This window comes from Halorussus marinus, from assembly GCF_004521895.1.
GTDB lineage: Archaea > Halobacteriota > Halobacteria > Halobacteriales > Haladaptataceae > Halorussus > Halorussus marinus.
This window is the reverse complement of record NZ_SBIR01000007.1, coordinates 59,213-82,634: the sequence shown is the minus strand read 5'-3', so window position 1 is coordinate 82,634 and position 23,422 is coordinate 59,213. Positions and strand designations below refer to the sequence as shown.

The window sequence follows — 23,422 nt, the reverse complement described above, 5'->3', positions numbered from 1 at the left end:
GCCGGCATAAGTATTGCTGAAAGTACCCAAGGTAGTTCTTTGAATCAAAATTTTATTCAAATGTGCGGTTCCGGTACGATTGTCTTTCGTCGTCCTCGGGGGAGTCCGCGATCGGGCCACCGGGCCCGCTCGGGAATCGACCGCTCGACCGGCGCTCAGAGCACCCTGTTTGTCATCCCGTCGAGGTCGCCGGCGACGTACCGCTCGTAGTTGTCCGCGAACAGGTCCGCACACCGCTCCCAGTAGTGGGGCGTCGACCCCGCCATGTGGGGCGTGAGGACCGCGTTCGAGAGGTCCCAGAGCGGCGAGTCTGCCGGCAGGGGCTCCTCGTCGAACACGTCGAGGGCCGCTCCGCGGATCCGGCCCTGCTGGAGCGCCGCGGTGAGCGCGTCCTGATCGACGATCTCCCCGCGGGCGACGTTGACGACCACGCCGGTCGAGGGCATCGTCCGGAACGCCTCCTCGCCGAGCAGTCCCCGGGTCTGGTCGGTGAGCGGACAGGCGACGACGACGTAGTCGGACCGCGAGAGCACCTCGAAGAGCCCGTCGGGGCCGAACGCCTCGTCGACCGCCTCGGGGGCTGTCTCGGGGGTCCGCTTGGTGCCGAGCACTTCCATCCCGAACGCGGACGCCAGTTCGGCCACGCGGGCGCCGATGGCGCCGACGCCGACGATACCGACCGTCTCGTCGCGGAGTTCGCGCCCGCCGTACGACTCCCAGACGCCGCGGTGTTGCTGGGCGATCCCCTTGTGGATGTTGCGCTCGAACACCAGCATGTACCCGAGCACCTGCTCGCCGATGGGTTCGGCGTGGACCCCCGAGGCGTTGGTGAGCGCGACGTCCCGGGATTCGAGCGCGTCGGCGTCGAAGTGGTCGACGCCGGCGCTCAGCGACTGCACCCATCGGAGGCGCTCGGCGCGGTCGAGCCGGTCGTCGGGGAGCCGGACCGTCGCCACGATCTCGGCGTCGGGGAGTCGGTCGTCGGTCTCGGGCGGCGTCGCGGTCACCGCGAGATCGGCGCCGGGCAGTCGGTCGGCGAGCGCGGTCCGGAGGCTCGCTCTGGCGTCGTCCGAGAGGTAGTGGGGGATCAGAACGGTCGGATCGTTGGGCATGTCTACGGCGTCGGCCGACACCGAGTAATAGCTGTTGCTGGCCCGCTCGCCGACCGGGGGTCGGGCGCAACAACCGATTTAGGTCCGTCCGGCGTACCGGCGGTATGCGATCCGCGATTCAGCTGTACACGCTCCGCGAACTGGACGAGCCCGTCCCCGCACTGGTTTCCCGGGTCGGCGAGACCGCCTTCGACGGCGTCGAGTTCGCCGGGCTCGGCGGCGCGGACCCCCGCGACGTCCGGCGCGCGCTCGACGACGCCGGCCTCGACGCGGCCGCCGCCCACGTCGGGATCGAGGCGCTCGAAAACGACTTCGAGGCGACCGTCGAGACCTATCGGCGACTCGAGTGCGATCGGCTCGTCGTCCCGTATCTCGACGAGCCACACTTCACGAGCCGCGACCGCACGACCGAGACCGCCCGACTCCTCGCGGAGATCGACGCCCGTCTCGGCGAGCGCGGGCTCGGACTCGCGTACCACAACCACGACCACGAGTTCGTCGCGGTCGGCGACGCCACGGCGTACGATCTGTTGGTCGACGAGACCGACCTCGATCTCGAACTCGACGCGGGGTGGGCGACCGCGGCGGGACGGGAGCCGGCCGAACTGCTGGGTCGGCTCCGGGACCGCGCGCCGCTCGTCCACCTCAAGGACGTGGCGGGCGACCGGCCGGTCGAACTCGGCGACGGCGACCTCGACGCCGAGCGGTGTGTCCGAGCGGCCCGCGAGGCCGGGACCGAGTGGCTCGTGTACGAGCACGACGACCCCGACGACCCCGAGGCGTCGCTGGCCCGCGGCGCGGCCGGCGTGGCCGACCTCCTCGCGTAGAGGTCGCGGGCGACGCGTTCACGCCTCTTTTTTCGTGTGAACCAGCCGACAGGGTCTCGGCGAGACACCCGGGGATTCGGACTGGAGCCGACCGAATTGATGGTTTATCGAACCTCTCAAGTATTACGCTACGATAGTCAGAGAAAACTCCGATAATGACAAGCTACCTGTGAATCCGGAGGGTTTATTTGCGTCAACTGTCCACCCAGTACTGGGTTACGCCAAAACACAACATATGTCATACACAAAAAGCGTTTTCGACGGAGCCAAAGCGGAGGCCGGACCGACGCGGGACGGAACGCCGAGCGCAGTTCGCGTCGAACGGAGCGCCGTCGCGGAGGGACTCGATGGCGACTGAGACGTTCGGTGCGCTCTCGCTGGTACCGCCGCTGCTGGCGATCGTACTGGCGATGGTCACGCGCCGCGCCATCCTCTCGCTGTTCCTCGGAATCTGGTCGGGCGGGGTCATCTACACGGGTGGCCACGGCGTCGTCCAGACGCTGACGTGGACCGCCCAGTCGATCGGCGAGAGCCTCTTCCACGCGAAGATCCTGATGATCGTGATGTTCCTCGGGGCCGGAGTCGCCCTGATATGGCGGCTGGGCGGGGCGCTCGCCATCGCGAACGCCGCCACCTCCCGGTTGGACTCCCAGCGGAAAGTCGGGCTGGCGACGTGGATCTTCGGGATGCTGTGGTTCTTCGGAGACTACTCGAACACCGCCATCGTCGGCACGACGATGCGTGACATGGCCGACGAGATGCGGATGTCCCGGGAGAAGCTCTCGTACATCGTCGACTCCACCGCCGCGCCGGTGGCGACGTTCGGCATCTCCAGTTGGGTCGTCTACCAACTGAGCATGATCGAACAGGGCTACGAGGCCGCGGGGATCACCGGTCAGGCCCCCGAGTCGTTCGGCCTCTTCCTCCAGAGCATCCCGTTCAACATGTACTGCATCTTCGCGCTGGCGATGGTCGGGATCATCATCCTCACCCAGCGTGACTTCGGCGAGATGCTCGACGCCGAGCACCGCTCGTGGAAGGAGGGGAAGGTGCTTCGGGACGACGCGGTGCCGATGCAAAGCGCCGAGGACAGTCTGGGCGACATGTTCACCGACTCGCCCCAGCTCCGGTACTTCCTCCTGCCGGTCGGAACGCTCATCGCCGTGGTCTTCGCGGGCGCGGCCTACACCGGCTTCGCGGGATCCGAGAGCGGCGCGGCGTTCATCGACGTCGTCAGCAACGCCCAGTTCGTCGACGCGCTCCTCTGGGGGGCGTTCTCGATGGCCGCGATGGGGATCATCTCCGGGACCGTCGGGGGCCTGATGGACCTCGAAGAGGCCATGGAGACGGTCATCGACGGCTTCAGCATGATGCTGACCGCGGCGTCGATCCTCGTCATGGCGTGGACCATCGGCGGCGTCACCAGTTCGCTCGGGACGGGCGTCTACGTGACTAACGTCGCCGAGTCGCTGATCAGTCCGATGCTGTTGCCCGTCATCATCCTGTTCGCGTCGGCGCTGATCGCGTTCTCCACGGGGACTTCGTGGGGGACAATGGCGATCGTCACACCGATCGCGGTCCCGCTGGCGTGGAACATCGGCAACTCGACGCCGGAGCTACTACCGGTCGCGATCGGGACCGTGTTCAGCGGTGCGATCTTCGGCGACCACTGTTCGCCCATCTCGGACACGACGATCCTGTCGTCGACGTTCACGGGGGCGGACCACATCGACCACGTCCGGACCCAGATGTACTACGCGGTGACCGTCGTCCTCGTCGCGGCGGCGATGCTGACCATCTGGGGCGCGACTCGGGTCACGCCGCTCGTGTTGCTCCCGGTCGGCGTCGGCCTGCTCTACGGGCTGGTCTACGGCCTCTCGGAGTGGGACGCCAACCGCAAGAACCTCACGGCGCGAGCCCAGCGGTCGAGCCGGGACGCCGCGCCGTCCGACGACTGATCGACCGACAGCGACTTTTTTGCGATTCGGGGAGGTGAGCGGTCGCCCGCACGCCGGGCGGCGAGCCCGCGACTGACTACTGAGAGCCGGACTCGCCCCGTTCGTACGCGATTCCCGTCACGAAACCGAACCCGGCCAGCCCCCACCCCAGAACCGTCGCGGCGAGCGTCGGGCCGGCGTCGACGCCCTGCAAGAGCGCCGTGGTCCCGAACGTGAGGACGCCGGCGAACGCGCCGCTCGTCCAGTTGGGCGCGTCGGTGCGGCGGAGCCGGTCGGGAAATCGGAGCGCGATGGCGGTTCCAACGGCGTACACCTGTGCGATGGCGACGAGCAGTATCGGGACGCGAGAGGTTGGCGCGGCGGCCGCGACCGCCGCGGGCACGGCGAGACCGACCGCGACCCCGACGGCGTACCGAACGGTGCGGTTCACGACCGACGATTTCGGCGACAGTTCAAAAAAGGTGGCACCCGGCTCCCCACGGTGACGACAGGTATTTCAGTTTCGGTGTGTCAGTTTAAAACATCCATGGCCGCGTTTCCGCACATGGACACATCACAATCACGCCCCTCACACGGGCAGTTCATCACTCATGGACGATACAGCAAAATACGTCATTCACGCGGACATCACCGCCGACGGGGTGGTAGAGCGGAGTGACGTCGTCGGCGCGGTCTTCGGGCAGACCGAAGGCCTGCTCGGCGACGACCTCGATCTCCGCGACCTCCAGCAGTCGTCGAAACTCGGTCGCATCGACGTCAGCGTCGACAGCCAGAACGGACAGTCGTTCGGAACCGTCACCATCGCGTCGAGTCTCGACAAAGTAGAGACCTCTATCCTCGCGGCGGCGCTCGAAACGATCAGCCGCGTCGGTCCGTGTCGCGCGAGCGTCTCGGTCTCCAAGATCGAGGACGTGCGGGCCGCCAAGCGCCGGAAGGTCGTCGACCGCGCCAAGGAGTTGCTCGCCGACTCGTTCGACGAGGACGTGATGTCCTCCAGAGAGATCATGGAGGAGGTCCGCCAGAGCGTCCGCGTCGAGGACATCGCCGAGTACGAGGGCCTGCCCGCGGGACCGCGGGTCGAGGACAGCGACGCCATCGTCGTGGTCGAGGGCCGGTCGGACGTGCTGAACCTCCTGCGGTACGGCGTCAAAAACGCCGTCGCCGTCGAGGGCACCAACGTCCCCGACGCCGTCGCCGACCTCACGCAGGGTCGGACCGTCACCGCGTTCCTCGACGGCGACCGCGGGGGCGACCTCATCCGGAAAGAGCTCTCGCAGGTCGGGGACATCGACTACGTGGCGTTCGCGCCCGGCGGCAAGTCCGTCGAGGACCTCGAACGCCACGAGGTCATGTCCGCGCTCCGGAGCAAGCGCCCGTTCGAGAAGTCGATGGTCGGCGAGGACGACGAGCGCTCCGACGACGGGGACGCGACACCGAACGGCGCGGACGCGAGCGTCGACTCGGACGCGAGCGAGCCCGGGACCGCGGCGACCGACGGGAGCGCCCGGCCCGCGCCCGCACCCGACGGCGACGCCGGCCCCGAGGAGCCGGCGTCGGCCGACGCCGAACCGGTCTCGCCCGGCGCCGAACCCGACCCGGACGCGACCGACCCCGACTCCGCGCCCGACGCGTCCGACGCGGAGTCGACCCGTGAGGGCGACGACGCCGACGCCCCGACCGACGCCGAGCCAGCGCCGGCGACCCTCGAGGGCCACGTCGAGGAGGTCGTCGACGCCGAGACCGGGACGGCCCGACTGCTGGGCGAGTCCTACGAGACGCTCGGCGAGGTGGCGGCCGAAAACGCCTTCGAGGCGGTTCGGGACGCCGACGAGACGCCGTACGCCGTCGTGCTCGACGGGACGCTCGAACAGCGACTCCTCGACGTGGCGGCCCAGCGCGGCGTCGGGCAACTCGTCGCCGCCGACCTCGGGGAGTTCGTCAAGCAGCCGGCCGGCGTCCGTATCCGGACCGCAGACCAGTTCTAGAGCCGTCGACCGAGCACTCGGGCGTCGCTACCGTCGGCGTAGAAGGCCGGGTCGCGACCGACTTCCTCGAACCCCATCGACTCGTAGAGGGCGCTCCCGGCGTCGTTCTCCGGGTGGACCGCGAGGCGGACTCGCGAACAGCCGGCCGCCCGGAGCGCGTCGAAGGCGCCGGCGAGCAATCGCCGCGCTCGGCCCTCCCGCCTGCGGGCCGGCGCGACGACCAGCTCCGCGACGTAGCCGGCCTCTCCGTCGTGGAACGCGACGAGGTAGCCGGCGGGCTCGCCGTCGGCGACCGACACGAGGGTGATCGGCGGACCGTCGATCGCGTAGCTCAACAGCGGCGGGTTCGGCTCCCGGAGGTGACCCTGAAGTTCGCGGAGCCGGGGTTCGTCGGCGGCGACGGCGGTCCGGATCACGCGACCACGAGCGCCGCCAGCGCCGCGCCGACGATCGCGCCGGTCAGCGTGGCGAGGAAGTTCACGCCCTGATTGCCGAGTCGGTCGCCCTCGACGGTCGCCCCGAGCACGCTGTCCATCGTCATCCCGCCGACTCCGGCGAGGACGATCACGGCGCCGCCGACGAGCCCGATGTCCCCGAACAGCGCGACCGCGAGCGCCGCGACGACCGACGCGCCCGCGAGCCCCGCGAGTTCGCCCTGCCAGGTCACGCCGCCGTCGGTGCCGGGTTCGACCCGCTCGAACGTGGTGATGAGCCGTGGCTCGTCGAACACCCCGCCGATCTCCGAGGAGAGGGTGTCGCTCATCGCGGCGGCCATGCTACCGGTGAACGCAAACAGGAACAGCGAACCGTCGACCGGGAGCTTCCCGTGGGCCGCGTACGCGAGCACCGCCAGGAGCGCGACCGCGGCGTTCCCGAGCACGTTGCCGCTCCCGCGGGCGCCCTCGTTGTCCTCGGCGACGCCGCGGGCCTGCTTGTCCTCGTACCGGAACTTCGTCGAGAGGCTCCCGATGCCGAAGAACGCGATGAGCACCGCGAACCACGCGTAGCCGCCGAGCACGACGGTGAGCACCGCCAGTAGCATGCCCGTCAGCATCCCCGGGATCGAGGCGGCGTCGAGCGCCCACGAGACGTAGCCAAAGAGCGCGGTCACCGCAACCGCGATCGCGACGTTCTCGACGGTCACCGCGACCGCGAGATCCGCGAACAGCCAGAGCAGGAACGCCACCGACAGCAACACCAGCGGGTCGTCGCGGGCGAACAGCACCGACCGGAGGAGCGCGGCCGCGAGCGCGCCGCTGGCCGCCAGAAACACCACTTTCGGCAGGGCGCCCGCGATCCCGGGTCCGTCGATTTCGAGCACCAGAGCCTGTCCGACCGCGGCCGCGAGCAGGCCGCCGAGCACGAACGCGCCGGTGCGCTGAAGCTCGTCGGCGCCGTACTCCCGGGCCGCCTGCTGGGCGAGGTTGCCGAATCCGACCACGAGGAGGCTGGCGACGAACGCCCGCGTCGGGAGTCCGAGCAGCGACGACAGCAGAGCCAGCCCCGTCGCGGCGAAGGCGAATCCCGCCAGCCCGTCGAGCCGACCCACCTGTCTGTCGGCGGGCCGGGCGAACAGCTCGAACACCGGGCCGTCGGTGATCGAGAGGGCCGCCACCGCGACGAGACCGAACGCGATGGCGGTCGCCGGACCGACGGCGAGGGCCCCAAGCGACAGCGTCGAGACCGCGGCGTACGCCGCCGCGCGACGAACTCTCGTGGTCACGTTGCTTCCCCGTTTCCGCCGACGCCTACTTAATCCTCCCGAAGCGCCGGCTCTGCTCCCCGGCGCCGTCTGACGGACGGCGGACGGACGACCCGCCGAGAGCCCCGTCGCGGTCCGTGACGTTTAGGGCGCTCCCCGATCAACTCCCACTCAGTGGGGCTGTACGACCGGTATCTGGCCGCCCGCCTGCGTCGCCACGAGGCGACCCCGCCCAGCCACGTCGCCGTCGTCATCACCGAGCGCGACCTGCTCGAACAGGGCGCCTACCGGACGCTGGAGGAGTTTTTCGAGTGGGCCTTCGAGTACGACGCCGACCGGGTAACCGTGTACGTCAGCGTCCTCGACGAGGGCGCGGTCCCGACGCTCGAACGCGAACTCGAACGCGTGAGCGCGCCCCGCCCGCTGGCGGTCCGCAGTCCCGAGGACGTCCAGCGGGCCGACGCGCCGATCCAGGTGTCGGTCGGACTCGGCGGCAAACACGAGTTCGCGGGCGCGGTCGCCCGGATCGCCGAGGACGTCGAGGCGGGCGAACTCGCCCCCGAGGAGATCGACGAGACCGACGTCGAGCAACACCTCGTCTTTCCCGAGAACCCCGATCTGGTGATCAAGACCGGCGCCGAGCGCCTCTCGGACTTCATGATCTGGCAGTCGGTCTACTCGGAGCTGTACTTCACCGACGTGAACTGGCGTGACTTCCGGAAGCGCGACTACCTCCGCGCGCTACTCGACTACGAGAACCGCCAGCGGCGGTTCGGCCGGTAGGCCGAACGGCGTCGCGAGCGAAGCGCGGCAACGAAAGTTCGGACGCTGAGCGAAGCGCCCGAGCCTCGACGAACGAAGGCAGTGAGTTCGTCGGCGGTTCGGCCGGTAGGCCGAACGGCGTCGCGAGCGAAGCACGGCGACGGAAGTTCGGACGCTGAGCCGGGCGGGGCCCTCCGACCTCAATCGGCCGACGAGCTCTCGCCCTCCGCGTCGAGTTCGTCGACGGTCGTCCCCTCCGGGAGCGTGTCCCGGAACCGGTCGATGACCTCGCGGGCCTCCCGGAGTTCGACGCCGCCGACCGCCCGCACGAGCGCGGCCGCGCGCTTGACTTTGGTCCGGCGCCAGGACTCCTCGCGGGACTCGTAGGTCCGGATTCCCCGGAGGAAATCCACCTTCGAGAACTCCGGCCAGTAGGGCGTACAGAAAAACACCGCGGCCTCGTTGCCGTTGGCGTGCCACGGCAGGAAGTTCGACGTGCGCTCGTCGCCCCCGGTTCGGATGATGAGATCGACGTCCCGGAGCGGGTCGTCGTAGAGCCTGTTGTCGATCTCGCCGACGTCGATGTCGTCGGGGTCGAGGTCGCCGTCCTCGACCGCGCGGGCCACGTCGCGGGCGGCCCCCAGTAGCTCGTTTCGACCGCCGTACGCCAGCGCGACGTTGAGCGTGAACCGGTCGTAGTCGTCGGTCCGGCGCTCGGCGTACCGGATCGCCTCTCGGACGCTCTCGGGCAACATCGTCTCGTCGCCGATGGCCCGGATCCGGACCTCGCCGTCGTGGACCCGGTCGTCGTCGGCGAACTGGTAGAGCTTCCGTTCGAGCAGGTCGAAGAGGGCCTCGCGCTCGTGGTCGGGTCGGTCGAAGTTCTCGGTCGAGAACGCGTACAGCGTCAGCTCCTCGACGCCGAGGTCCCGGCACCAATCGAGCATCCGCTCGGTCGTCTGGGCGCCCGCGCGATGGCCGTCGGGGGCCTCGCCGCCGTTCCGGTCGGCGTACCGGCGGTTGCCGTCCTGAATGACCGCGACGTGTGTCGGCCCGCCGGAAATTTCGCGTTTGAGGAGACGCTCGTAGGCGGCCCGCGCTCGGCGCTGTACCCACGGTAACATCGCTTTGTCGAGCAGACGCCGCCGAGAGCAATTAGTTTTGTGACCTGTGGCGCGCTAAGAGAGTCACTCACATCCGGGTCAGCTCCGCCCGTTTGCATAGCTTTTTAAGGATGGAACGAGTTGGTACGACTGCAATGGCGAAAGGTACGGTCGACTTCTTCAACGACACTGGCGGTTACGGTTTCATCGACACTGAGGACGCGGACGAGGACGTTTTCTTCCACATGGAAGACGTCGGCGGCCCGGACCTCGAGGAAGGACAGGAAGTCGAGTTCGACATCGAACAGGCAGACAAAGGGCCGCGGGCGACGAACCTCACGCGTCTGTAACGGTTCCGCCCGTAGCTGTATTTTCTTGGCGCCGACCGCGTAGCGACGGGTGTCCTCCGAATCGTAGGGCGTTTAACGCCCGGAGCGCGTTGGTCGAGACATGAACGAGACGCTCGACGAGGACCTGTATCGCCGGACGAAACAGCTGCTCGAACCCGGCGAGATCCGGCTCAACGGCGCGATCGTCCACACCGACCTCGACGGGAGCGACGACATCGAGATGCACCAGCTCACCGTCGACGTGGGCGAGGTCATCGCCGAGCACGCCGGCTACGAACCCAAGGACACGTTCGTCTACTCGGGCACCGACGACACCGACTTCGCGTCGAATCAACACCAGGGGCTCACCCTCGACGACGAGGAGTTCGTCTGGGAGTGCCAACAGCTCCTGCGGGAGGGCACCTTCGACGTGGTGTTTTACTACGAGGCCGACGCCGATCAGGCGGCGATCCTCGACGACGTCCGCGAGCTCGGGTTCGACGTGACCGGCGTCGAGGGCGAGTGACCGCGACACGGCGTGGCACGAACTGTCGCGTTTGGAAGGCTTTACGTAGCGGCGGTTCAAACCCCCGAACAAGACGAGTGCGGTGAGTTCATTCAGACAATCATGACTCTCGGAACATCTACTGCCGGCGTCGTCTCGGGGGGTCGGTTCCCGTGACCGCAGCGACCGGCGTCGTCTCGGGGCTTCGGGTGACTCACGAGAACGCGAGCCTCGACGACGTCGAAGCGGCCTGTCACGCGGACACCGAAGCGGTCGTCGAGCGACTGGTCGCCATCCCGCGCGTCGAGGAGGCGTTCGCGCTCCAGACGTGCAACCGCTTCGAGGCGTACGTCGTCACAGACGAGAAGTCGACGGGCCGAGCGGTGCTCGGCGACTTCGCGCCCGACGCGGCGGGCCACGCCGCCGTGGAGATGGGCCACGAGGAGAGCCTGCGCCACCTGCTCCGGGTCGCGGCCGGGCTCGAATCGCTGGTACTCGGCGAAGACCAGATCCTCGGACAGGTCCGGGACGCATACCAGACCGCCGTCGAGGCCGACGCGATGGGGCCGATGCTCGACGACGCGGTCACCAAGGCGATCCACGTCGGCGAGCGCGCCCGCACCGAGACCGCGATCAACGAGGGCGCGGTGTCGGTCGGGAGCGCGGCGGTCGAACTGCTCGGCGAGCGCCGGGACCTCGGCGACGCCGCCGGACTGGTCGTCGGCGCGGGCGAGATGGGCGCCATCGCAGCCCACGCACTCGCGGACGCCGCCGTCGAGACGCTGTACGTGGTCAACCGCTCGCCCGAGCGGGCGGTCAAGCTCGCGACCGAGACCGACCACGACGACGCTCGCGGACTCGGGCTCGACGCGCTCGACGCCGCGCTCTCGGCCGCCGACGTGGTGGTCTCGGCCACCGGGAGTCAGGGCCACGTCCTCGACGCCGCCGACCTCGCCGACACCGGCGCGCTGGTCGTGGACATCGCCCAGCCCCGGGACGTCTCGCCGGCCGCGGACGCGCTCGACGGCGTCACCGTCTACGACATGTCCGCCCTCGAATCGGTCACCGGCGAGACCGAGCGCCGCCGTCGGGCGGCCGCCGAGTCTGTCGAGGCGATGATCGACCGGGAGTTCGAGCACCTGCTGGAAGGGTACAAGCGCAAGCGCGCCGACGAGGTCATCGCCACGATGTACGAGAGCGCCGAACGCATCAAAGAGCGGGAGATCTCGCAGGCGATCTCCCAGCTCGAAGCCGACGGCGACCTGACCGACGACCAGCGCGAGGTCGTCGACGCGATGGCCGACTCGCTGGTCTCCCAGCTGCTCGCGCCCCCGACCAAGAGCCTGCGCGACGCCGCCGCCGAGGACGACTGGGCGACGATCAACACCGCGCTCCAACTGTTCAACCCCGAGTTCGGCGACGACGAGCGACCGGCGGATCACGCCGACGAACTCCCCGACGAGGCCGCCCCGGGCATGCCCGACCACGTTCGCCAGCGGATCGCCGGCGACGACGACTAACCGCGACCTTTTGTTCGGTCGGCGCATAAACGCGCCTCCCTTGCAAACGCTCGATCAAAAACACTGCCTCACCCCCTTCGGGGGTTCCTTGGTCTGCTCGCTCCCTCCGGTCGCTCGCGGTCCAACTGCTTGTGGGTCCGGTGGGTTGTCGAGCGTTCGCGGATCCTCGATGGACCGTCGAGCGTTCGCGGATGCCCGCTGCTCAGTGAAACTCGGGGGCCGCCACGGACCTTTATTTACGAGCGCGACGAATTCGACGGTATGAGTGACCTGCTATCCGACGAGGAGATCAGCGAGAAGGCGCCCGAAGGCTGGGAGCGCGAGGGCGAGGAGATCGTCCGAACGTTCGAGTTCGACGACTACCTAGAGGGCGTGGCGTTCGCCTCGGAGGTCGGCGAACTCGCCGAAGAGGAGTTTCACCACCCCGAGATGCGGATCGGGTACAAGGTGGTCGAGGTGCGGTTCACCAACCACGAGGCCGGCGGCATCACCGACGCCGACGTCGAGATGGCCGAGTTGGTGAACGACGTGCGCTGATGGACGCCCGCTACGTCTTCGCGGTGCGGTTCCGGCTCGATCCCGCGGCCGAGGGCGTGAGCGTCGACCCCGCCGAGTTCGAGACCCGCCTCGCCCGGGCGGCCGACCCGCCGGGCGAGGAGGGGTGGCTGTTTTTCCGGGACAACCTCTGGCGCGGCGAGGTCAACGACGACGAGCACTTCCGGCGGCTCACCGAGGAGGCGCTGGGCGTGGACGTCCGGTCGGTGGAGTACCGCGCGTTCGAGACCGACGAGGAGTACTTCGAGGCGCTGAAAGACGCGATCCGGACGGAGCTGGCGACGTTCAACGCCGACTCGGTCCCGGCGGTGCTCACGAAGTACCTCGGGAGCTCTGTCGAACTCCGATAGGGCAGAATACTTATCTTTCCGCCGTCCCTACGAGCGGTCCCATGGTCGCCCGCGAGTACGACTTCTGGCTGCTCGACCTCGACGGCACGCTCATCGACATCGACTGGTCGTACCCCCGGTCGGTGTTCGACGAGGTCGGCGACCGGCTGGGCCGGGAGTTCACCGACCGGGAGGCAGAGCTCCTGTGGCACGGGCTCGGCGGGAGCCGCGACGACCAGCTCCGGGCGTGGGGAATCGACCCCGAGCGGTTCTGGGACGCGTTCCACGGCGTCGAGGACCCACAGCGGCGGGCCGAGAAGACCTACCTCTACGACGACGCACGGTTCGTGGCTGAGCTCGACTGTCCGGTCGGGCTGGTGACCCACTGCCAGCCGTTCCTGACCGGGCCGGTGCTCGACGAACTCGACATCCGCGACTGGTTCGACACCGTGGTCTGCTGTGACGCCGACCTCGGCTGGAAGCCCGACCCCGGCCCCGTCGAGCACGCGATGGCCGACCTCGGCGTCGGAGCGACCGACCGGCGGGGGGTCTTCGCCGGCGACGGCGCCAACGACGTGGGCGCGGCGTGGAACGCCGGCCTCGACGCGGTCCACGTCGAGCGCCACGGCCACGACCGGCGCCGCCAGTGCGTGCTCGGCGACTACCGGATCGAGAGCTTCGACGAGCTACTGGCCGAACCCCGGTAGCTCGTCGAGGATCGCGGCCAGTCGCTCGTCGAGGGCGGTCACGAGCGCCTCGACGCCCGGCTTCTCGGCGCGGTCGGGGTTGGCAAACAGCCGGACGCGCTCGGTGCCGACCGACACGAACCCGAGCCCCAGCTTCTCGGCCGTCGCCCGGAGCCCGAGCCCCGCGTCGGCGTCGCCGGCCGCGACCTTCCGTGCGGGACTCTCGTGGGCCCGGGCCGCGAGTTCGAAGCCGTCGATCGCCTCGACCAGCTCGTGGCGGGTCGTCGCCCGCTCGTCGGCGAGGTCGGCGAGCGCGTCGGCGAGGTTGGTCCGGAGCCCCGAGTCCGTCCCGCGGTTGACGAACCGCAGTTCGCGGTCGACGAGGTCCCCGAGTCCCGCGATGCCCTCGGGATTACCGGCCGGGACGACCAGTCCCCACTCGCGGTCGTAGGCGCCGAGCGGCTCGGGGTCGCCGGCGGGCGATCCCGCGGTCGTCGCGACGACGTCGGGCACGCCGTCCCGGAACCGACGCAGACCCTCCCGGGAGCCGACCGCGAGGTATCGCGGCCGGTCGAGCGCGTCGAGCAATCGGGCGAGCGCGGGATCGTCCTCGCCGACGCCGAGGACCGACGGCGGGCGCACGTCCGGCGAGAACAACTCGACTTCGACCGACTCGCCGGCGCCGACGTAGGCGGTGTCGGCGTCGACCTCGACCACGCCGTCGGCCTCGACGAGGCTGGTGGTCGCGCCGCTGCCCTTGTCGACGGTGTAGGCCAGCAGGTCGCGGTCGCCGCCGGCGGCGCCGGTCGCGTCGCCCTCCTCGCCGACCGCCTCGGGCGCCTCGACGAGTCCCACGGGGAGCATCCGGGTCCGGCCCTCGCCGTAGCGCTCCTCGGCCGCCATCCGCGCGGTGACGGTGGCGGTCGCGGGCTCGGGCAGTCCCGCGGCCTCCCGGATCGCGGGCGCGACGAAGGTGCGGAAGATCGTGAGCGCCGAGACGGGGTAGCCCGGCAGGCCCACGTACGCGGAGCCGCCCGACGGTTCGGCGGGGTCGTCGGCCGACTCGTCGGGGCGGCCGTCGAGCCGGCCGACCAGCATCGGCTTGCCGGGCTTGACAGCCACGCCGTGCAACAGGAGTTCGCCCCGTTCTTCGATGACCTGATAGATGACGTCGACCGCGCTCGCGCTGGTCGAGCCAGACGACAGCACGAGATCGCACTCGGCGGCCGCCTTCCGGAGGAGCCGCTCCATCTCGTCGTAGTCGTCGCCCGCGTGGGGGTAGAGCACCGGGTCGCCGCCGGCTTCGGCGACCGCCGCCGCGATCGTGTAGCTGTTGACGTCGTAGATCTGGCCCGCCGCGCTGTCGAGGTCCTCGCCGGGTCGGACGAGTTCGTCGCCGGTCGAGACGATGCCGACGACCGGCTCGCCCCGGACCGGGACCGACTCGACGCCGAGCGCCGACAACAGGCCGATCTCGCGGGCCGTGAGCCGCGTCCCGGGGCCCAGCGCGCGCTCGCCGGCGGCCACGTCCGCGCCCGCCAACATCACATGGTCGCCCGGCGCGACCGCGGTGCGGATCTCGACGCCGGCCTCGGTCTCGGTGGTGCGCTCGACCATCACCACCGCGTCCGCGCCGGGCGGCATCACCGCGCCGGTCGATATCTCTGCGGCTTCGCCTTCCTCGACCTCGACGTCGGGCTCTGCGCCAGCGTGGACGGTGCCGACGAGATCGAGGACGACGGGGTCGGCCTCGTCGGCGCCGAAGGTGTCCCGGCCCCCGACCGCGTAGCCGTCCATCGCGGCCCGATCGAACCCCGGCACGTCGAGGCCGGCGTCGACGCGCTCGGCGAGGACCCGACCACGGGCCTCGTCGAGCGGGACGCGTTCGGCGTCGGGCGCGAGGTCGAGGCCGTCGATCGCGTCGCGGGCTTGCGCGGGGGTCGAGAGGTCCCGGAACTCCTTTCGATCGGTCATCGCGTCTCACCCCCCGTGGTCGCGCCGCGGGTCGTCGGTCCCGTCACGCCGACCACTCCCAGTCCTGAACCGCGACGGTCTCGCCCGCCGGAATCCCCTCCCGGCCTTCGGGCACGACGACCCAGCCGTCCGCGAGCGCGACGCTCGACAGCACGCCCGACCCGGAGGCTCTGGTCGGGGTCGCCACTCGCTTGTCGCCGTCGGCCTCGACCTCGACCCGCGCGAACGTCCGGATTCCGGGCTCGCTCCGGATCTTGCGGTCGAGTCGGGCCTCGGTGGTCGGGAACGACTCGTCGGGGAGTCCGCCCACGTACTTCAGCAGGGGCCGAAGGAACTGGACGGCGTTGACGATGCACGCCACCGGGTAGCCCGGGAGCATCACGATCGGCGTCCCCTCGATCACGCCCGCCGCGACCGGGTGGCCGGGCTTCAGCGCGACCCCGTGGAAGACGATCTCGCCGAGGTCCGCGACCACCTCCGGGAGCAGGTCGCGTTCGCCGACCGAGGAGCCGCCGGTCGTGACGACCACGTCCTCGGTCAGGTCCCGCTGGATCGCGACCCGGAGCGCCTCGGCGTCGTCGGTCACCACGTCGCGGTAGGTCGCCGACCCGCCCCACCGCTCGACGTACCGCGAGACCGTCAGGCCGTTGGTCTCGATCACCTCGCCGGGGTCGGGGTCGGACTGGACCAACTCCTCGCCCGTCGGGACGACCGCGACCGAGGGGCGCTCGCGGACCGCGACCGACTCGATCCCGACCGACTTCAACAGCCCGAGGTCGGAGGGCCGGAGCCGGTGGCCGGCGTCGTAGAGGTGCTGGCCGGCGGCGACGTCCTCGCCGACGGGCGCGACGTTCTCACCCTCGGCGACGGCGTCGAAGACCTCCACGTCGCGGGCGACTTCGGCGCTCGCGCCGTCCGAGGCGCCGGGCGCCTCGCGCTCGTCGGTCTGCTCGATCATCACCACGCCGTCGGCGCCGTCGGGGAGTTCGCTACCCGTGTGGACGCGGACGGCCCCGTCCGGCGGGACCGTCTCGACCTCGCCGGCCTCGCCGACGCGCCGGAGCACCTCCGGCGACCGGTCGCTCGCCCCGAACGTGTCGGCCGCCCGGACCGCGTAGCCGTCCATCGCGGCCCGGGGGTAGTGGGGCACGTCGCGGGCGGCCTCGACCGACTCGGCGAGCGCCCGGCCGTCCGCCGACGAGAGGCCGACGGTCGCGGTTCGGTCGTGGGGCTCGACCGCGTCGAGGAGGCGCTCGCGGGCCGCGGCGAGCCGCGTCTTGTCCTTGAACCCGGACCGCTTGCGGTCCGGCTGGTCGTCGCTCATGCCTGAAAATCTACCGCCCGCGGCCAAAAGCGTGTGGGACGGCGAGCCGGGACGGTACCCCACCCTTTTTCGCCCCCGCGTCCCAAGTCCCGGGTATGTCAGCGCTTCGTGAGGCGGTGCGCGAGTTGCCCGACGCGGTGTTCGCCGACCTGCTAGAGAGCGACGACGCCTACCTGCTGGTCGTCGACCTCCCGGGCGCCACCGCCGAGACGGTGGAGCTGAGCGTCGATGACGGGCGACTGGAGATCGAGGCCCGCCGGGAGAAAGACGCGCCCATGGAGTTTTCGTACCTCCGCGAGGAGCGATCGCTGTTTCTCGACGCCGACCTCCCACTGCCGCCGGACGCGACGGGTGCGGACGCGTCGGCGACCGTCGACCGGGGCGTGCTGGAGCTTCGCCTGCCGAAGCGCGAGGCCACGCCGAGCCGCGAAATCCCCATCGAAGGTCGCTGAGACGCCGGGGTGATCACACTGGTCAACCTCCGTGCGTACCGACGGTTCTTCGTGGTCGCGTACCACTTCCTCCCGCTGTTGGTGAGCTACGCCCGCGATCGCCGACGCTTCCTGCTGTTCGGTCGGTCGCGTCGCGTCGACAGCCAGACGCGCATCGAGCGAGCCAACACCCTGCTGGAGTCGCTGTTGACGCTCGGGCCGACGTTCATCAAGCTCGGCCAACTCCTCTCGACCCGCCCCGACGTGCTCCCGACCGAGTACGTCGACGTCCTCTCGAAGCTCCAAGACGAGGTCCCGCCCGCGCCGTGGGCCGAGGCCCGGGTCGTGCTCGAAGACGAGGTCGGACCGGTCGAGGAGCACTTCGACGACTTCGACACCGACGCCATCAGCGGCGCGAGCCTCGGGCAGGTGTACACCGCCGAGGTCGACGGGCGAGAGGTCGCGGTCAAGGTGCGGCGCCCGGACATCGAGGAACTGGTGGAGGCCGATCTCCGGGTCATCCAGTGGTCGCTCCCGATCCTCCTGCGGTTCATCGGGCAGGCCCGGGCGTTCTCGCTCGAGAACCTCGCCGACGAGTTCGACCGCACCATCCGCCAGGAGATGAACTACGACCGGGAGGCCCGGATGCTCGCTGAGATCCGGTCGAACTTCGAGGGCGACGACGCCGTGGTGATCCCGGCGGTCCTCGACTCCCACTCGGGGCCGAGGGTCCTGACGATGGAGTACATCGAGGGGACGAAGATAAACGACGTCGCGGAGCTCGACGAACTGGGGATCGACCGCCACCAGCTCGCGGTCAACCTCCAGGAGGCGTACCTCCAGATGATGCTCGAAGACGGCGTGTTCCACGCCGACCCCCACCCGGGGAACCTCGCGGTCCGGCCGGACGGCACCATCGTCTTCTACGACTTCGGGATGTCCGGGCGGGTCGACGAGTTCATCCAGAACAAGATCATCGAGTTCTACGTCGCGGTCGCGAACCAGGACATCGACGGGATCCTCGATGCGCTCATCGAGATGGGGACGCTGAGCCCGGAGGCCGACCGCGCCACGATGGGCAACGTGATGGAGCTGGCCATCGAGGACGCCCGTGGCGAGGACATCGAGACCTACCGGGTCCAGCAGATCGTCGAGCAGGTCGAAGACACCATCTACGAGTTCCCGCTCCGGCTCCCGTCGAACCTCGCGCTGGTCCTCCGGGTCGCGACCGTGGTCGAGGGCGTCTGTGTCACGCTCGACCCCGAGTTCGACTTCATCACGGTCGCGACCGACTACCTCTCCGAGCAGGGCTACCGCGAGGAGTCGATCAAGCGGTACGCCGGCGAGGCGAGCGACCAGCTCCAGCAGTCGGTGCTGTCGTCGGTCCGGGTCCCGCCGAAGCTCGAACGGACGCTCGATCGGATCGACCGCGACGATTTCTACGTCCGGGCGGACATCGAGGACGGCAACGACGTCTTCGCGTTGCTCGCAAAGCGGCTCGTCTACGGGATGATGGTGGCCGCGGGCGCGTTCTCGACCGCGTTCCTCTACGCCACCACCGAGGTGGAGGCCGCGGCCGTCGCGGCGGTGCTGTCGCTCGGAGTCGCGTTCGCGCTCTTCCGGACGTTCCGCAAGCGCAAGGGGACCCGGGTCACCCCGCAGTTCACCCGCCACGAGATGCGCCAGCGACGCGGCGGCGACTGAGGTTTAGGATAGCCAAAAATATTTTTCCGTTTATCAGAAATCTTTTCACCGGGCGGCGACTCGGTTCGACCATGGGACTCGTCGAGAACCTCGTGCTCGTGTTCGTCGCCGGGCTGATGACCGCGCTCGCGACCGGTCTCGGCGCGCTCCCGTTCTTCGTGGTCGACGACTTCAGCGACCGCTGGAACGTCGCGCTCTGGGGCGTCGCCTCGGGCATCATGGTCTCGGCGTCGCTGTTCGGCCTCGTCAACGAGGGGCTGGCGTACTCGGAGGGACTGCCCACGCTGATGGTCGCCGGCCTGCTCGTCGGGGTGGTGCTCGTCGAGGTCTCCGACTGGCTGCTCGACCGGATCGACGTGAGCGGTCGGACCGACGACCACCCCGAGGAGACAGACGAGTCGAACGCGGGCGTCGACCCGGAGCACGCACACGACGAGCACGCGCTGGAGGTCGAAGCGTTCGCCGAGGGCGACCTCAAGAAGCTCGTGCTCATCCTCGGCATCCTGACCGTCCACAGCTTCCCCGAGGGGGTCGCGGTCGGGGTGTCGTTCGCAGAACTGGGACTGGAGGGCGGCGTGGGAGTGCTCGGCTTCTCGGTCCCGGTGCTCGCGGTGTTTATGACCGTCGCCATCTCCATCCACAACGTCCCGGAGGGGCTGGCGATCTCCATTCCGATGCGAGCGATGGGGCTCTCTAACTGGCGGATGGTCGGGGCGGCGGTCTTCTCCAGTCTCCCCCAGCCGATCGGCGCGGTGATCGCGTTCGCGTTCGTCCGGTGGGCCCAAGAGTTTCTCCCGTTCGGCTTCGGGTTCGCGGCCGGCGCGATGGTGTATCTGGTCGTCACCGAGTTCGTGCCCGAGGCGCTCGAAACCGGCGCGGACCTGCCGGGCGAGGGCCGACGCGAACTCCTCGTCGGCGCGCTCGCGGGCGCCGCGGCGATGGTGCCCCTGCTGGCGGTGTGATCCCGGCGGTCGGACGTCGGACAGCGAGCCCTCGCGAAGCGACGAGGCGGTGCGGGTCGACTCGACCGGAGGCCGACCCGCGAGACGCCGGACGCGATAGCGTTCTGGCTCACGCCCGGCCAAGCGGAGACGACTGGCGTCGAGACTACCCCTTCCCGTAGCTTTACGCTCTCGGCCGCCAATCTACCGGTATGAACGTCGCCGAATTCGGGCTCGAACGGTGGTTCGACAAGTACGAACACGACGCCGACATCATGCTCGCCGAGAGCGGCATCCGGAGCCTCGACGCGAGCCGGTTCGACCTCGATCCCGGAACGCTCGGGTACGTCATCCCGACGAACGGCGATCCGGAGTTCCGAGCGGAAGTCGGCGAGCGCTACGACCGGAGCGCCGAGGAGGTCGCGTTCACCTGCGGCACGCAGGAGGCCAACTTCCTCGCGTTCACGTCGCTGATGGACGAGGACAGCCACGCGGTCGTCGTCACGCCGACCTATCAGGCGCTCCACGCCGTCCCCGAGGCGGTGGGATCGGTGACGCGAGTCTCGCTCGAACCCCCAGAGTGGGAACTCGACGTCGACGCGGTCGCCGACGCGATCCGCCCGGAGACCGAGATCGTGGTCCTCAACAACCCGAACAACCCGACCGGACGGTACCACCCTCAGGAGAAGGTCGAAGCGGTCTACGACCTCGCGGCGGACGCCGACGCCTACCTGCTGTGCGACGAGGTGTACCGACTGCTCGCGGCGGAGCCGCTCCCGCCGGTCGCGTCGCTGGGCGAGCACGGGATCAGCACGACGAGCCTGACGAAGGCCTACGGGCTCGCCGGCCTCCGGTTCGGATGGATTGCCGGGCCCGAGGACGTGATCGAGGGCGCGCTCCAGTGGAAAGACTACACCACGATCTCGCCGGGCATCGTGGGCCAGCACGTCGCTCGGCAGGCGCTCGGTGCGGACGAAGACGAGATCCTGACCGAGAACCGAGAACTCGCGGCCGACCACCGCGACCGGGTCCGGGCGTTCGTCGAGGACCACGGCCTCTCGTGGCACGACCCCGTCGGCGTCAACGGCTTCGTCTCGGTTCCAGACGGGTTCGACGACAGCGAGGCGTTCTGTCGGACGGTCGTCGAGGAGGAGAGCGTCGTGCTCGCGCCCGGGTCGATGTTCGGGTACGACGACTACTTCCGGATCGGGTTCGGCCTGCCGACCGACGAACTGGAGGAGGGGCTGGCGCGGGTCGGCGACTGCATCGAGCGCCACCGCGCCTGAACCGCGGGCCGAGCGCGCGGGCCCCGGCGACCCGACCGCACCCCGGGTCAGATGGCCGGATCGGGCGACCGAAGCCGCCGCAGTCGCCCCGCCCGTCGAAAACATCGGGACGCCACGAGAACGGATCGTAAAACGTCTCGGCGCTTCTAAAACCGTCGTAAAACGTCGTCGACCGCGTCGTAAAACGTCGGAACTCGACGCCTGAGCGCGAAATCACGCGAATCTCCACGAAGGCTCGACCCCTTATATGACGGTGGCGCTCCACGGGACGAGTAAGAGGTTCCCCACGATGTCCAACGCTCCCTCCACCCTCGACGGCGAACAGTTCCCCGAACTACCGGACGATTCGGCGGTCGATCTGCCGGCGTCGCCGGCCGACGCGCTCGGGTCGATCGCGACCCCGTTCGAGTTCGTCGGGTTCTGGTCGGCGGTCGCGCTCCCGCTGGCGTACGTCCCGGTACTCTCGGGCGCGGTCCCGAGCGGTCGGTCGACGCTCGCGGTGCTGGTCGCGGTCCACGCGCTCGCGCTCCTCGCCGGCCACGACTACCGCCGCGACTGATTCTCATTCTCTCGACACCCTCCCCGAGGTCCCCGACGCGACCGGACGCGGTTCTCTCGACGCGACCCATCCCGGTTCTCTCGACGGCCGTACCGCGCCCCGTGGCACCCGTACGCGCCCGAACCGCATTCCAAACCGTTTATACCCCCGCGAACGCTATCCGGCGGTATGGCAAGAGAGCAGAAGGAAGTGCGGGACCTCCAGGAAGGCAACTACGTGATGATCGAGGACGCGGCGTGCGAGATCAACTCCTACAGCACCGCAAAGCCGGGCAAGCACGGTAGCGCGAAGGCCCGGATCGACGCCGAAGGCGTCTTCGACGGTAAGAAGCGAAGCCTCTCTCAGCCCGTCGACGCGAAGATCTGGGTCCCCATCATCCACCGCAAACAGGGGCAGGTCGTCGCGGTCGAGAGCGACGAGATCGCACAGGTCATGGACCTCGAAACGTACGAGACCATCACCATCAAGACCCCCTCGGACGTCGACCTCTCGCCCGACGACGAGATCGAGTACCTCGAGATGGACGAGCAGCGCAAGATCCTCGAGTAGATGTTCCCCGGCGCGTCCGCCGACCGCGATCGAGCCGACTACGTGGTCGTGGGCGCGCCTCTCGACGTCTCGACCACGTTCCAGCCCGGGACGCGGTTCGGCCCCGATCGGATCCGCAAGTACGCCCGGGCCTTCGACGACTACGACGCCAGAACCGACCGACACTTCTCGGATCTCGCAGTCCACGACCACGGCGACGTCCGCGCGTGGGACGACGCCGCCGAGTATCTGGAGTACCTCGGCGGGGTCGCGACCGACGCGGTCCGAGACGGCGCCGTCCCCGTTCTGCTCGGGGGCGAACACACCGTCTCGGTCGCGGGCGTGCGGGCGGTCGACCCCGACGTCTTCGTCTGTCTCGACGCCCATCTCGACCTCCGCGAGGAGTACGACGGCAACGAGCTCAGCCACGCGACCGCGACCCGCCGCGCGCTCGCGGTCGCCGACGAGGCGGTGATTCTGGGCGCCCGGACCGGGAGCGAAGCCGAGTACGACCGGGCGAGCGAGCCCGACGTGACCGTCGTCGAACCCGAGGCGGTCGCCGACTGGACGCCCGACTTCGAGGGGGAGTCGGTGTATCTCAGCGTCGACATCGACGCGGCCGACCCCGGGTTCGCACCCGGGACCGGGACGACCGAGCCGTTCGGGCTCGCGCCCCGAGAGATGCGCGGGGTGGTGCGGTCGGTCGCGCCGCTGGCCGACGGCTTCGACGTCGTGGAGGTCAACGACCGCGACGACGGGCAGGCCGCGGCGCTGGCGGGCAAGCTCCTCCGGGAGTTCGTCTACGCCAGCGCCGCGAGTCCGGACTAACTGTCGCTTTTCGGCGCGAACTCCACAAGCGTCAGCTCGCGGTCCAGCATGCAGTAGTCGTGGGGCGGATCGCCGAGCTTCTCGGCGATCTGGTACTCCTCGTCGAACGCCGCGCCCACGGGCTCGCAGTACTCGTGGCTCGGACAGTCGGTGTGGGGACAGGGGCCGGCGAGTTCGGCCTTGCTCCCGGCGTAGGCGTTCTTCGAGGGGACGTTTGCCTTCATCCCGACGGGCTCGACTTCGACCGCGGTGACGCCGGCGTCGTGGACGGCACAGTCGAGCGTCTGGGCGCCCTCCCGGACGTCGGTGATCCGATAGCGGACGCCCTCCGAGAGGTTGAGACACTGGCTCCGGTACGGACAGCCCTCGCAGGCCGTCGACTCCCCGCGGTAGACGAACTCCCGGTCGGGCTCGGCGAGGCGAGTCCCGACGAGCGTGATGGACGACATGAGCGTGGGTACGAAGGCCGGGCGG

General features: G+C 69.5%; 25 protein-coding genes. 17 read left to right on the top strand and 8 right to left on the bottom strand.

The genetic code is table 11. The features are described from left to right. Positions 1-155: 155 nt before the first annotated feature. On the bottom strand, positions 156-1,112 hold the full coding sequence (locus EPL04_RS10535) for a D-2-hydroxyacid dehydrogenase (protein ID WP_134671305.1): 957 nt from the start codon (positions 1,110-1,112) through the stop codon (positions 156-158). A 104-nt stretch (positions 1,113-1,216) separates the two neighbouring features. On the opposite strand from EPL04_RS10535, the gene EPL04_RS10530 reads away from it, so the two are divergent. Next, a complete protein-coding gene (locus tag EPL04_RS10530) occupies positions 1,217-1,939 on the top strand; it encodes a sugar phosphate isomerase/epimerase family protein (protein ID WP_134671304.1) in 723 nt (240 codons plus the stop codon). Between the two features lie 347 nt (positions 1,940-2,286). Further along, positions 2,287-3,897, top strand: coding sequence for a Na+/H+ antiporter NhaC family protein (locus EPL04_RS10525; RefSeq protein ID WP_134671303.1), 1,611 nt, complete (start codon positions 2,287-2,289; stop codon positions 3,895-3,897). Positions 3,898-3,973: 76 nt separating this feature from the next. On the opposite strand, the gene EPL04_RS10520 is transcribed toward EPL04_RS10525, so the two are convergent. Continuing rightward, the gene (locus EPL04_RS10520; RefSeq protein WP_134671302.1) at positions 3,974-4,327 is read right to left on the bottom strand and encodes a hypothetical protein; all 354 of its coding nucleotides are present in this window, start codon (positions 4,325-4,327) and stop codon (positions 3,974-3,976) included. Positions 4,328-4,487: 160 nt separating this feature from the next. On the opposite strand from EPL04_RS10520, the gene dnaG reads away from it, so the two are divergent. Then, complete coding sequence (dnaG, locus tag EPL04_RS10515; protein WP_134671301.1) at positions 4,488-5,882, top strand: DNA primase DnaG; 1,395 nt, start codon at positions 4,488-4,490, stop codon at positions 5,880-5,882. Here dnaG and EPL04_RS10510 read toward each other — a convergent pair. Together EPL04_RS10510 and EPL04_RS10505 are read right to left on the bottom strand one after the other, a co-directional pair. Then, positions 5,879-6,298, bottom strand: a complete 420-nt coding sequence (locus EPL04_RS10510) for a GNAT family N-acetyltransferase (protein ID WP_134671300.1) — start codon at positions 6,296-6,298, stop codon at positions 5,879-5,881. The two genes, dnaG and EPL04_RS10510, sit on opposite strands and share 4 nt — an antisense overlap. Beyond that, the gene (locus EPL04_RS10505) at positions 6,295-7,605 is read right to left on the bottom strand and encodes a DUF92 domain-containing protein (protein ID WP_134671299.1); all 1,311 of its coding nucleotides are present in this window, start codon (positions 7,603-7,605) and stop codon (positions 6,295-6,297) included. The genes EPL04_RS10510 and EPL04_RS10505 overlap by 4 nt, the downstream gene beginning before the upstream one ends. Before the next feature lie 153 nt (positions 7,606-7,758). Between EPL04_RS10505 and EPL04_RS10500 the strand changes: the two genes are divergently transcribed. Continuing rightward, on the top strand, positions 7,759-8,367 hold the full coding sequence (locus EPL04_RS10500; RefSeq protein ID WP_134671298.1) for an undecaprenyl diphosphate synthase family protein: 609 nt from the start codon (positions 7,759-7,761) through the stop codon (positions 8,365-8,367). Between the two features lie 179 nt (positions 8,368-8,546). Here the strand turns inward: EPL04_RS10500 and uppS are convergent, their stop codons facing one another. Beyond that, on the bottom strand, positions 8,547-9,470 hold the full coding sequence (gene uppS, locus EPL04_RS10495; RefSeq protein WP_134671297.1) for a polyprenyl diphosphate synthase: 924 nt from the start codon (positions 9,468-9,470) through the stop codon (positions 8,547-8,549). A 134-nt stretch (positions 9,471-9,604) separates the two neighbouring features. Here uppS and EPL04_RS10490 point away from each other — a divergent pair, with 134 nt between their 5' ends. The 6 genes from EPL04_RS10490 to EPL04_RS10465 all read left to right on the top strand — a co-directional run bounded on the left by EPL04_RS10490 (position 9,605) and on the right by EPL04_RS10465 (position 13,394). Beyond that, complete coding sequence (locus EPL04_RS10490; protein ID WP_134671296.1) at positions 9,605-9,799, top strand: cold-shock protein; 195 nt, start codon at positions 9,605-9,607, stop codon at positions 9,797-9,799. Between the two features lie 100 nt (positions 9,800-9,899). Continuing rightward, positions 9,900-10,304 carry a DUF5778 family protein gene (locus EPL04_RS10485; RefSeq protein ID WP_134671295.1) on the top strand — a complete coding sequence of 135 codons (405 nt, stop codon included), beginning with the start codon at positions 9,900-9,902 and terminating at the stop codon, positions 10,302-10,304. Between the two features lie 152 nt (positions 10,305-10,456). Beyond that, positions 10,457-11,803, top strand: coding sequence for a glutamyl-tRNA reductase (hemA, locus tag EPL04_RS10480; protein ID WP_134671294.1), 1,347 nt, complete (start codon positions 10,457-10,459; stop codon positions 11,801-11,803). A 261-nt stretch (positions 11,804-12,064) separates the two neighbouring features. Beyond that, positions 12,065-12,340: a 4a-hydroxytetrahydrobiopterin dehydratase gene (locus tag EPL04_RS10475; protein ID WP_134671293.1), complete on the top strand. Its 276-nt coding sequence runs from the start codon at positions 12,065-12,067 to the stop codon at positions 12,338-12,340. Then, complete coding sequence (lwrS, locus tag EPL04_RS10470) at positions 12,340-12,708, top strand: LWR-salt protein (RefSeq protein ID WP_134671292.1); 369 nt, start codon at positions 12,340-12,342, stop codon at positions 12,706-12,708. Before EPL04_RS10475 ends, lwrS begins: the two co-directional genes overlap by 1 nt. 41 nt (positions 12,709-12,749) lie before the next feature. Next, positions 12,750-13,394: an HAD family hydrolase gene (locus EPL04_RS10465; protein ID WP_134671291.1), complete on the top strand. Its 645-nt coding sequence runs from the start codon at positions 12,750-12,752 to the stop codon at positions 13,392-13,394. Here EPL04_RS10465 and EPL04_RS10460 read toward each other — a convergent pair. Together EPL04_RS10460 and EPL04_RS10455 are read right to left on the bottom strand one after the other, a co-directional pair. Continuing rightward, the gene (locus EPL04_RS10460; protein WP_134671290.1) at positions 13,374-15,347 is read right to left on the bottom strand and encodes a molybdopterin biosynthesis protein; all 1,974 of its coding nucleotides are present in this window, start codon (positions 15,345-15,347) and stop codon (positions 13,374-13,376) included. The genes EPL04_RS10465 and EPL04_RS10460 overlap by 21 nt on opposite strands. 43 nt (positions 15,348-15,390) lie before the next feature. Beyond that, positions 15,391-16,671 carry a molybdopterin molybdotransferase MoeA gene (locus EPL04_RS10455; RefSeq protein ID WP_134671289.1) on the bottom strand — a complete coding sequence of 427 codons (1,281 nt, stop codon included), beginning with the start codon at positions 16,669-16,671 and terminating at the stop codon, positions 15,391-15,393. A 95-nt stretch (positions 16,672-16,766) separates the two neighbouring features. On the opposite strand from EPL04_RS10455, the gene EPL04_RS10450 reads away from it, so the two are divergent. The 7 genes from EPL04_RS10450 to speB all read left to right on the top strand — a co-directional run bounded on the left by EPL04_RS10450 (position 16,767) and on the right by speB (position 22,948). Continuing rightward, positions 16,767-17,123, top strand: coding sequence for an Hsp20/alpha crystallin family protein (locus EPL04_RS10450; protein WP_134671288.1), 357 nt, complete (start codon positions 16,767-16,769; stop codon positions 17,121-17,123). Between the two features lie 9 nt (positions 17,124-17,132). After that, on the top strand, positions 17,133-18,806 hold the full coding sequence (locus EPL04_RS10445; RefSeq protein WP_134671287.1) for an ABC1 kinase family protein: 1,674 nt from the start codon (positions 17,133-17,135) through the stop codon (positions 18,804-18,806). A gap of 71 nt (positions 18,807-18,877) precedes the next feature. Next, the gene (locus EPL04_RS10440; RefSeq protein WP_134671286.1) at positions 18,878-19,768 is read left to right on the top strand and encodes a ZIP family metal transporter; all 891 of its coding nucleotides are present in this window, start codon (positions 18,878-18,880) and stop codon (positions 19,766-19,768) included. A 191-nt stretch (positions 19,769-19,959) separates the two neighbouring features. Next, on the top strand, positions 19,960-21,033 hold the full coding sequence (locus tag EPL04_RS10435) for an aminotransferase class I/II-fold pyridoxal phosphate-dependent enzyme (protein WP_134671285.1): 1,074 nt from the start codon (positions 19,960-19,962) through the stop codon (positions 21,031-21,033). A 289-nt stretch (positions 21,034-21,322) separates the two neighbouring features. After that, positions 21,323-21,592, top strand: coding sequence for a hypothetical protein (locus EPL04_RS10430; protein ID WP_209019613.1), 270 nt, complete (start codon positions 21,323-21,325; stop codon positions 21,590-21,592). 168 nt (positions 21,593-21,760) lie between these two features. Next, positions 21,761-22,141, top strand: a complete 381-nt coding sequence (locus EPL04_RS10425) for a translation initiation factor IF-5A (RefSeq protein WP_134671284.1) — start codon at positions 21,761-21,763, stop codon at positions 22,139-22,141. Next, positions 22,142-22,948 (top strand): agmatinase, encoded by an 807-nt coding sequence (gene speB, locus EPL04_RS10420; protein ID WP_134671283.1) that lies wholly within the window; start codon positions 22,142-22,144, stop codon positions 22,946-22,948. On the opposite strand, the gene EPL04_RS10415 is transcribed toward speB, so the two are convergent. Continuing rightward, positions 22,945-23,397: a UPF0179 family protein gene (locus tag EPL04_RS10415; protein ID WP_134671282.1), complete on the bottom strand. Its 453-nt coding sequence runs from the start codon at positions 23,395-23,397 to the stop codon at positions 22,945-22,947. The genes speB and EPL04_RS10415 overlap by 4 nt on opposite strands. Positions 23,398-23,422 lie beyond the last annotated feature (25 nt).

What these genes read in the sequence shown, in the direction of transcription:
- EPL04_RS10425 (WP_134671284.1), top strand. Translation starts at nt 21,761, where the DNA reads ATGGCAAGAGAGCAGAAGGAAGTGCGGGACCTCCAGGAAGGCAACTAC.
- EPL04_RS10475 (WP_134671293.1), top strand. Translation starts at nt 12,065, where the DNA reads ATGAGTGACCTGCTATCCGACGAGGAGATCAGCGAGAAGGCGCCCGAA.
- EPL04_RS10465 (WP_134671291.1), top strand. Translation starts at nt 12,750, where the DNA reads ATGGTCGCCCGCGAGTACGACTTCTGGCTGCTCGACCTCGACGGCACG.
- lwrS (WP_134671292.1), top strand. Translation starts at nt 12,340, where the DNA reads ATGGACGCCCGCTACGTCTTCGCGGTGCGGTTCCGGCTCGATCCCGCG.
- EPL04_RS10535 (WP_134671305.1), bottom strand. Translation starts at nt 1,112, where the DNA reads ATGCCCAACGATCCGACCGTTCTGATCCCCCACTACCTCTCGGACGAC.
- EPL04_RS10435 (WP_134671285.1), top strand. Translation starts at nt 19,960, where the DNA reads ATGAACGTCGCCGAATTCGGGCTCGAACGGTGGTTCGACAAGTACGAA.
- EPL04_RS10460 (WP_134671290.1), bottom strand. Translation starts at nt 15,347, where the DNA reads ATGACCGATCGAAAGGAGTTCCGGGACCTCTCGACCCCCGCGCAAGCC.
- EPL04_RS10440 (WP_134671286.1), top strand. Translation starts at nt 18,878, where the DNA reads ATGGGACTCGTCGAGAACCTCGTGCTCGTGTTCGTCGCCGGGCTGATG.
- uppS (WP_134671297.1), bottom strand. Translation starts at nt 9,470, where the DNA reads ATGTTACCGTGGGTACAGCGCCGAGCGCGGGCCGCCTACGAGCGTCTC.
- EPL04_RS10430 (WP_209019613.1), top strand. Translation starts at nt 21,323, where the DNA reads ATGTCCAACGCTCCCTCCACCCTCGACGGCGAACAGTTCCCCGAACTA.
- EPL04_RS10455 (WP_134671289.1), bottom strand. Translation starts at nt 16,671, where the DNA reads ATGAGCGACGACCAGCCGGACCGCAAGCGGTCCGGGTTCAAGGACAAG.
- EPL04_RS10525 (WP_134671303.1), top strand. Translation starts at nt 2,287, where the DNA reads ATGGCGACTGAGACGTTCGGTGCGCTCTCGCTGGTACCGCCGCTGCTG.
- EPL04_RS10490 (WP_134671296.1), top strand. Translation starts at nt 9,605, where the DNA reads ATGGCGAAAGGTACGGTCGACTTCTTCAACGACACTGGCGGTTACGGT.
- EPL04_RS10530 (WP_134671304.1), top strand. Translation starts at nt 1,217, where the DNA reads ATGCGATCCGCGATTCAGCTGTACACGCTCCGCGAACTGGACGAGCCC.
- dnaG (WP_134671301.1), top strand. Translation starts at nt 4,488, where the DNA reads ATGGACGATACAGCAAAATACGTCATTCACGCGGACATCACCGCCGAC.
- speB (WP_134671283.1), top strand. Translation starts at nt 22,142, where the DNA reads ATGTTCCCCGGCGCGTCCGCCGACCGCGATCGAGCCGACTACGTGGTC.
- EPL04_RS10485 (WP_134671295.1), top strand. Translation starts at nt 9,900, where the DNA reads ATGAACGAGACGCTCGACGAGGACCTGTATCGCCGGACGAAACAGCTG.
- EPL04_RS10415 (WP_134671282.1), bottom strand. Translation starts at nt 23,397, where the DNA reads ATGTCGTCCATCACGCTCGTCGGGACTCGCCTCGCCGAGCCCGACCGG.
- EPL04_RS10450 (WP_134671288.1), top strand. Translation starts at nt 16,767, where the DNA reads ATGTCAGCGCTTCGTGAGGCGGTGCGCGAGTTGCCCGACGCGGTGTTC.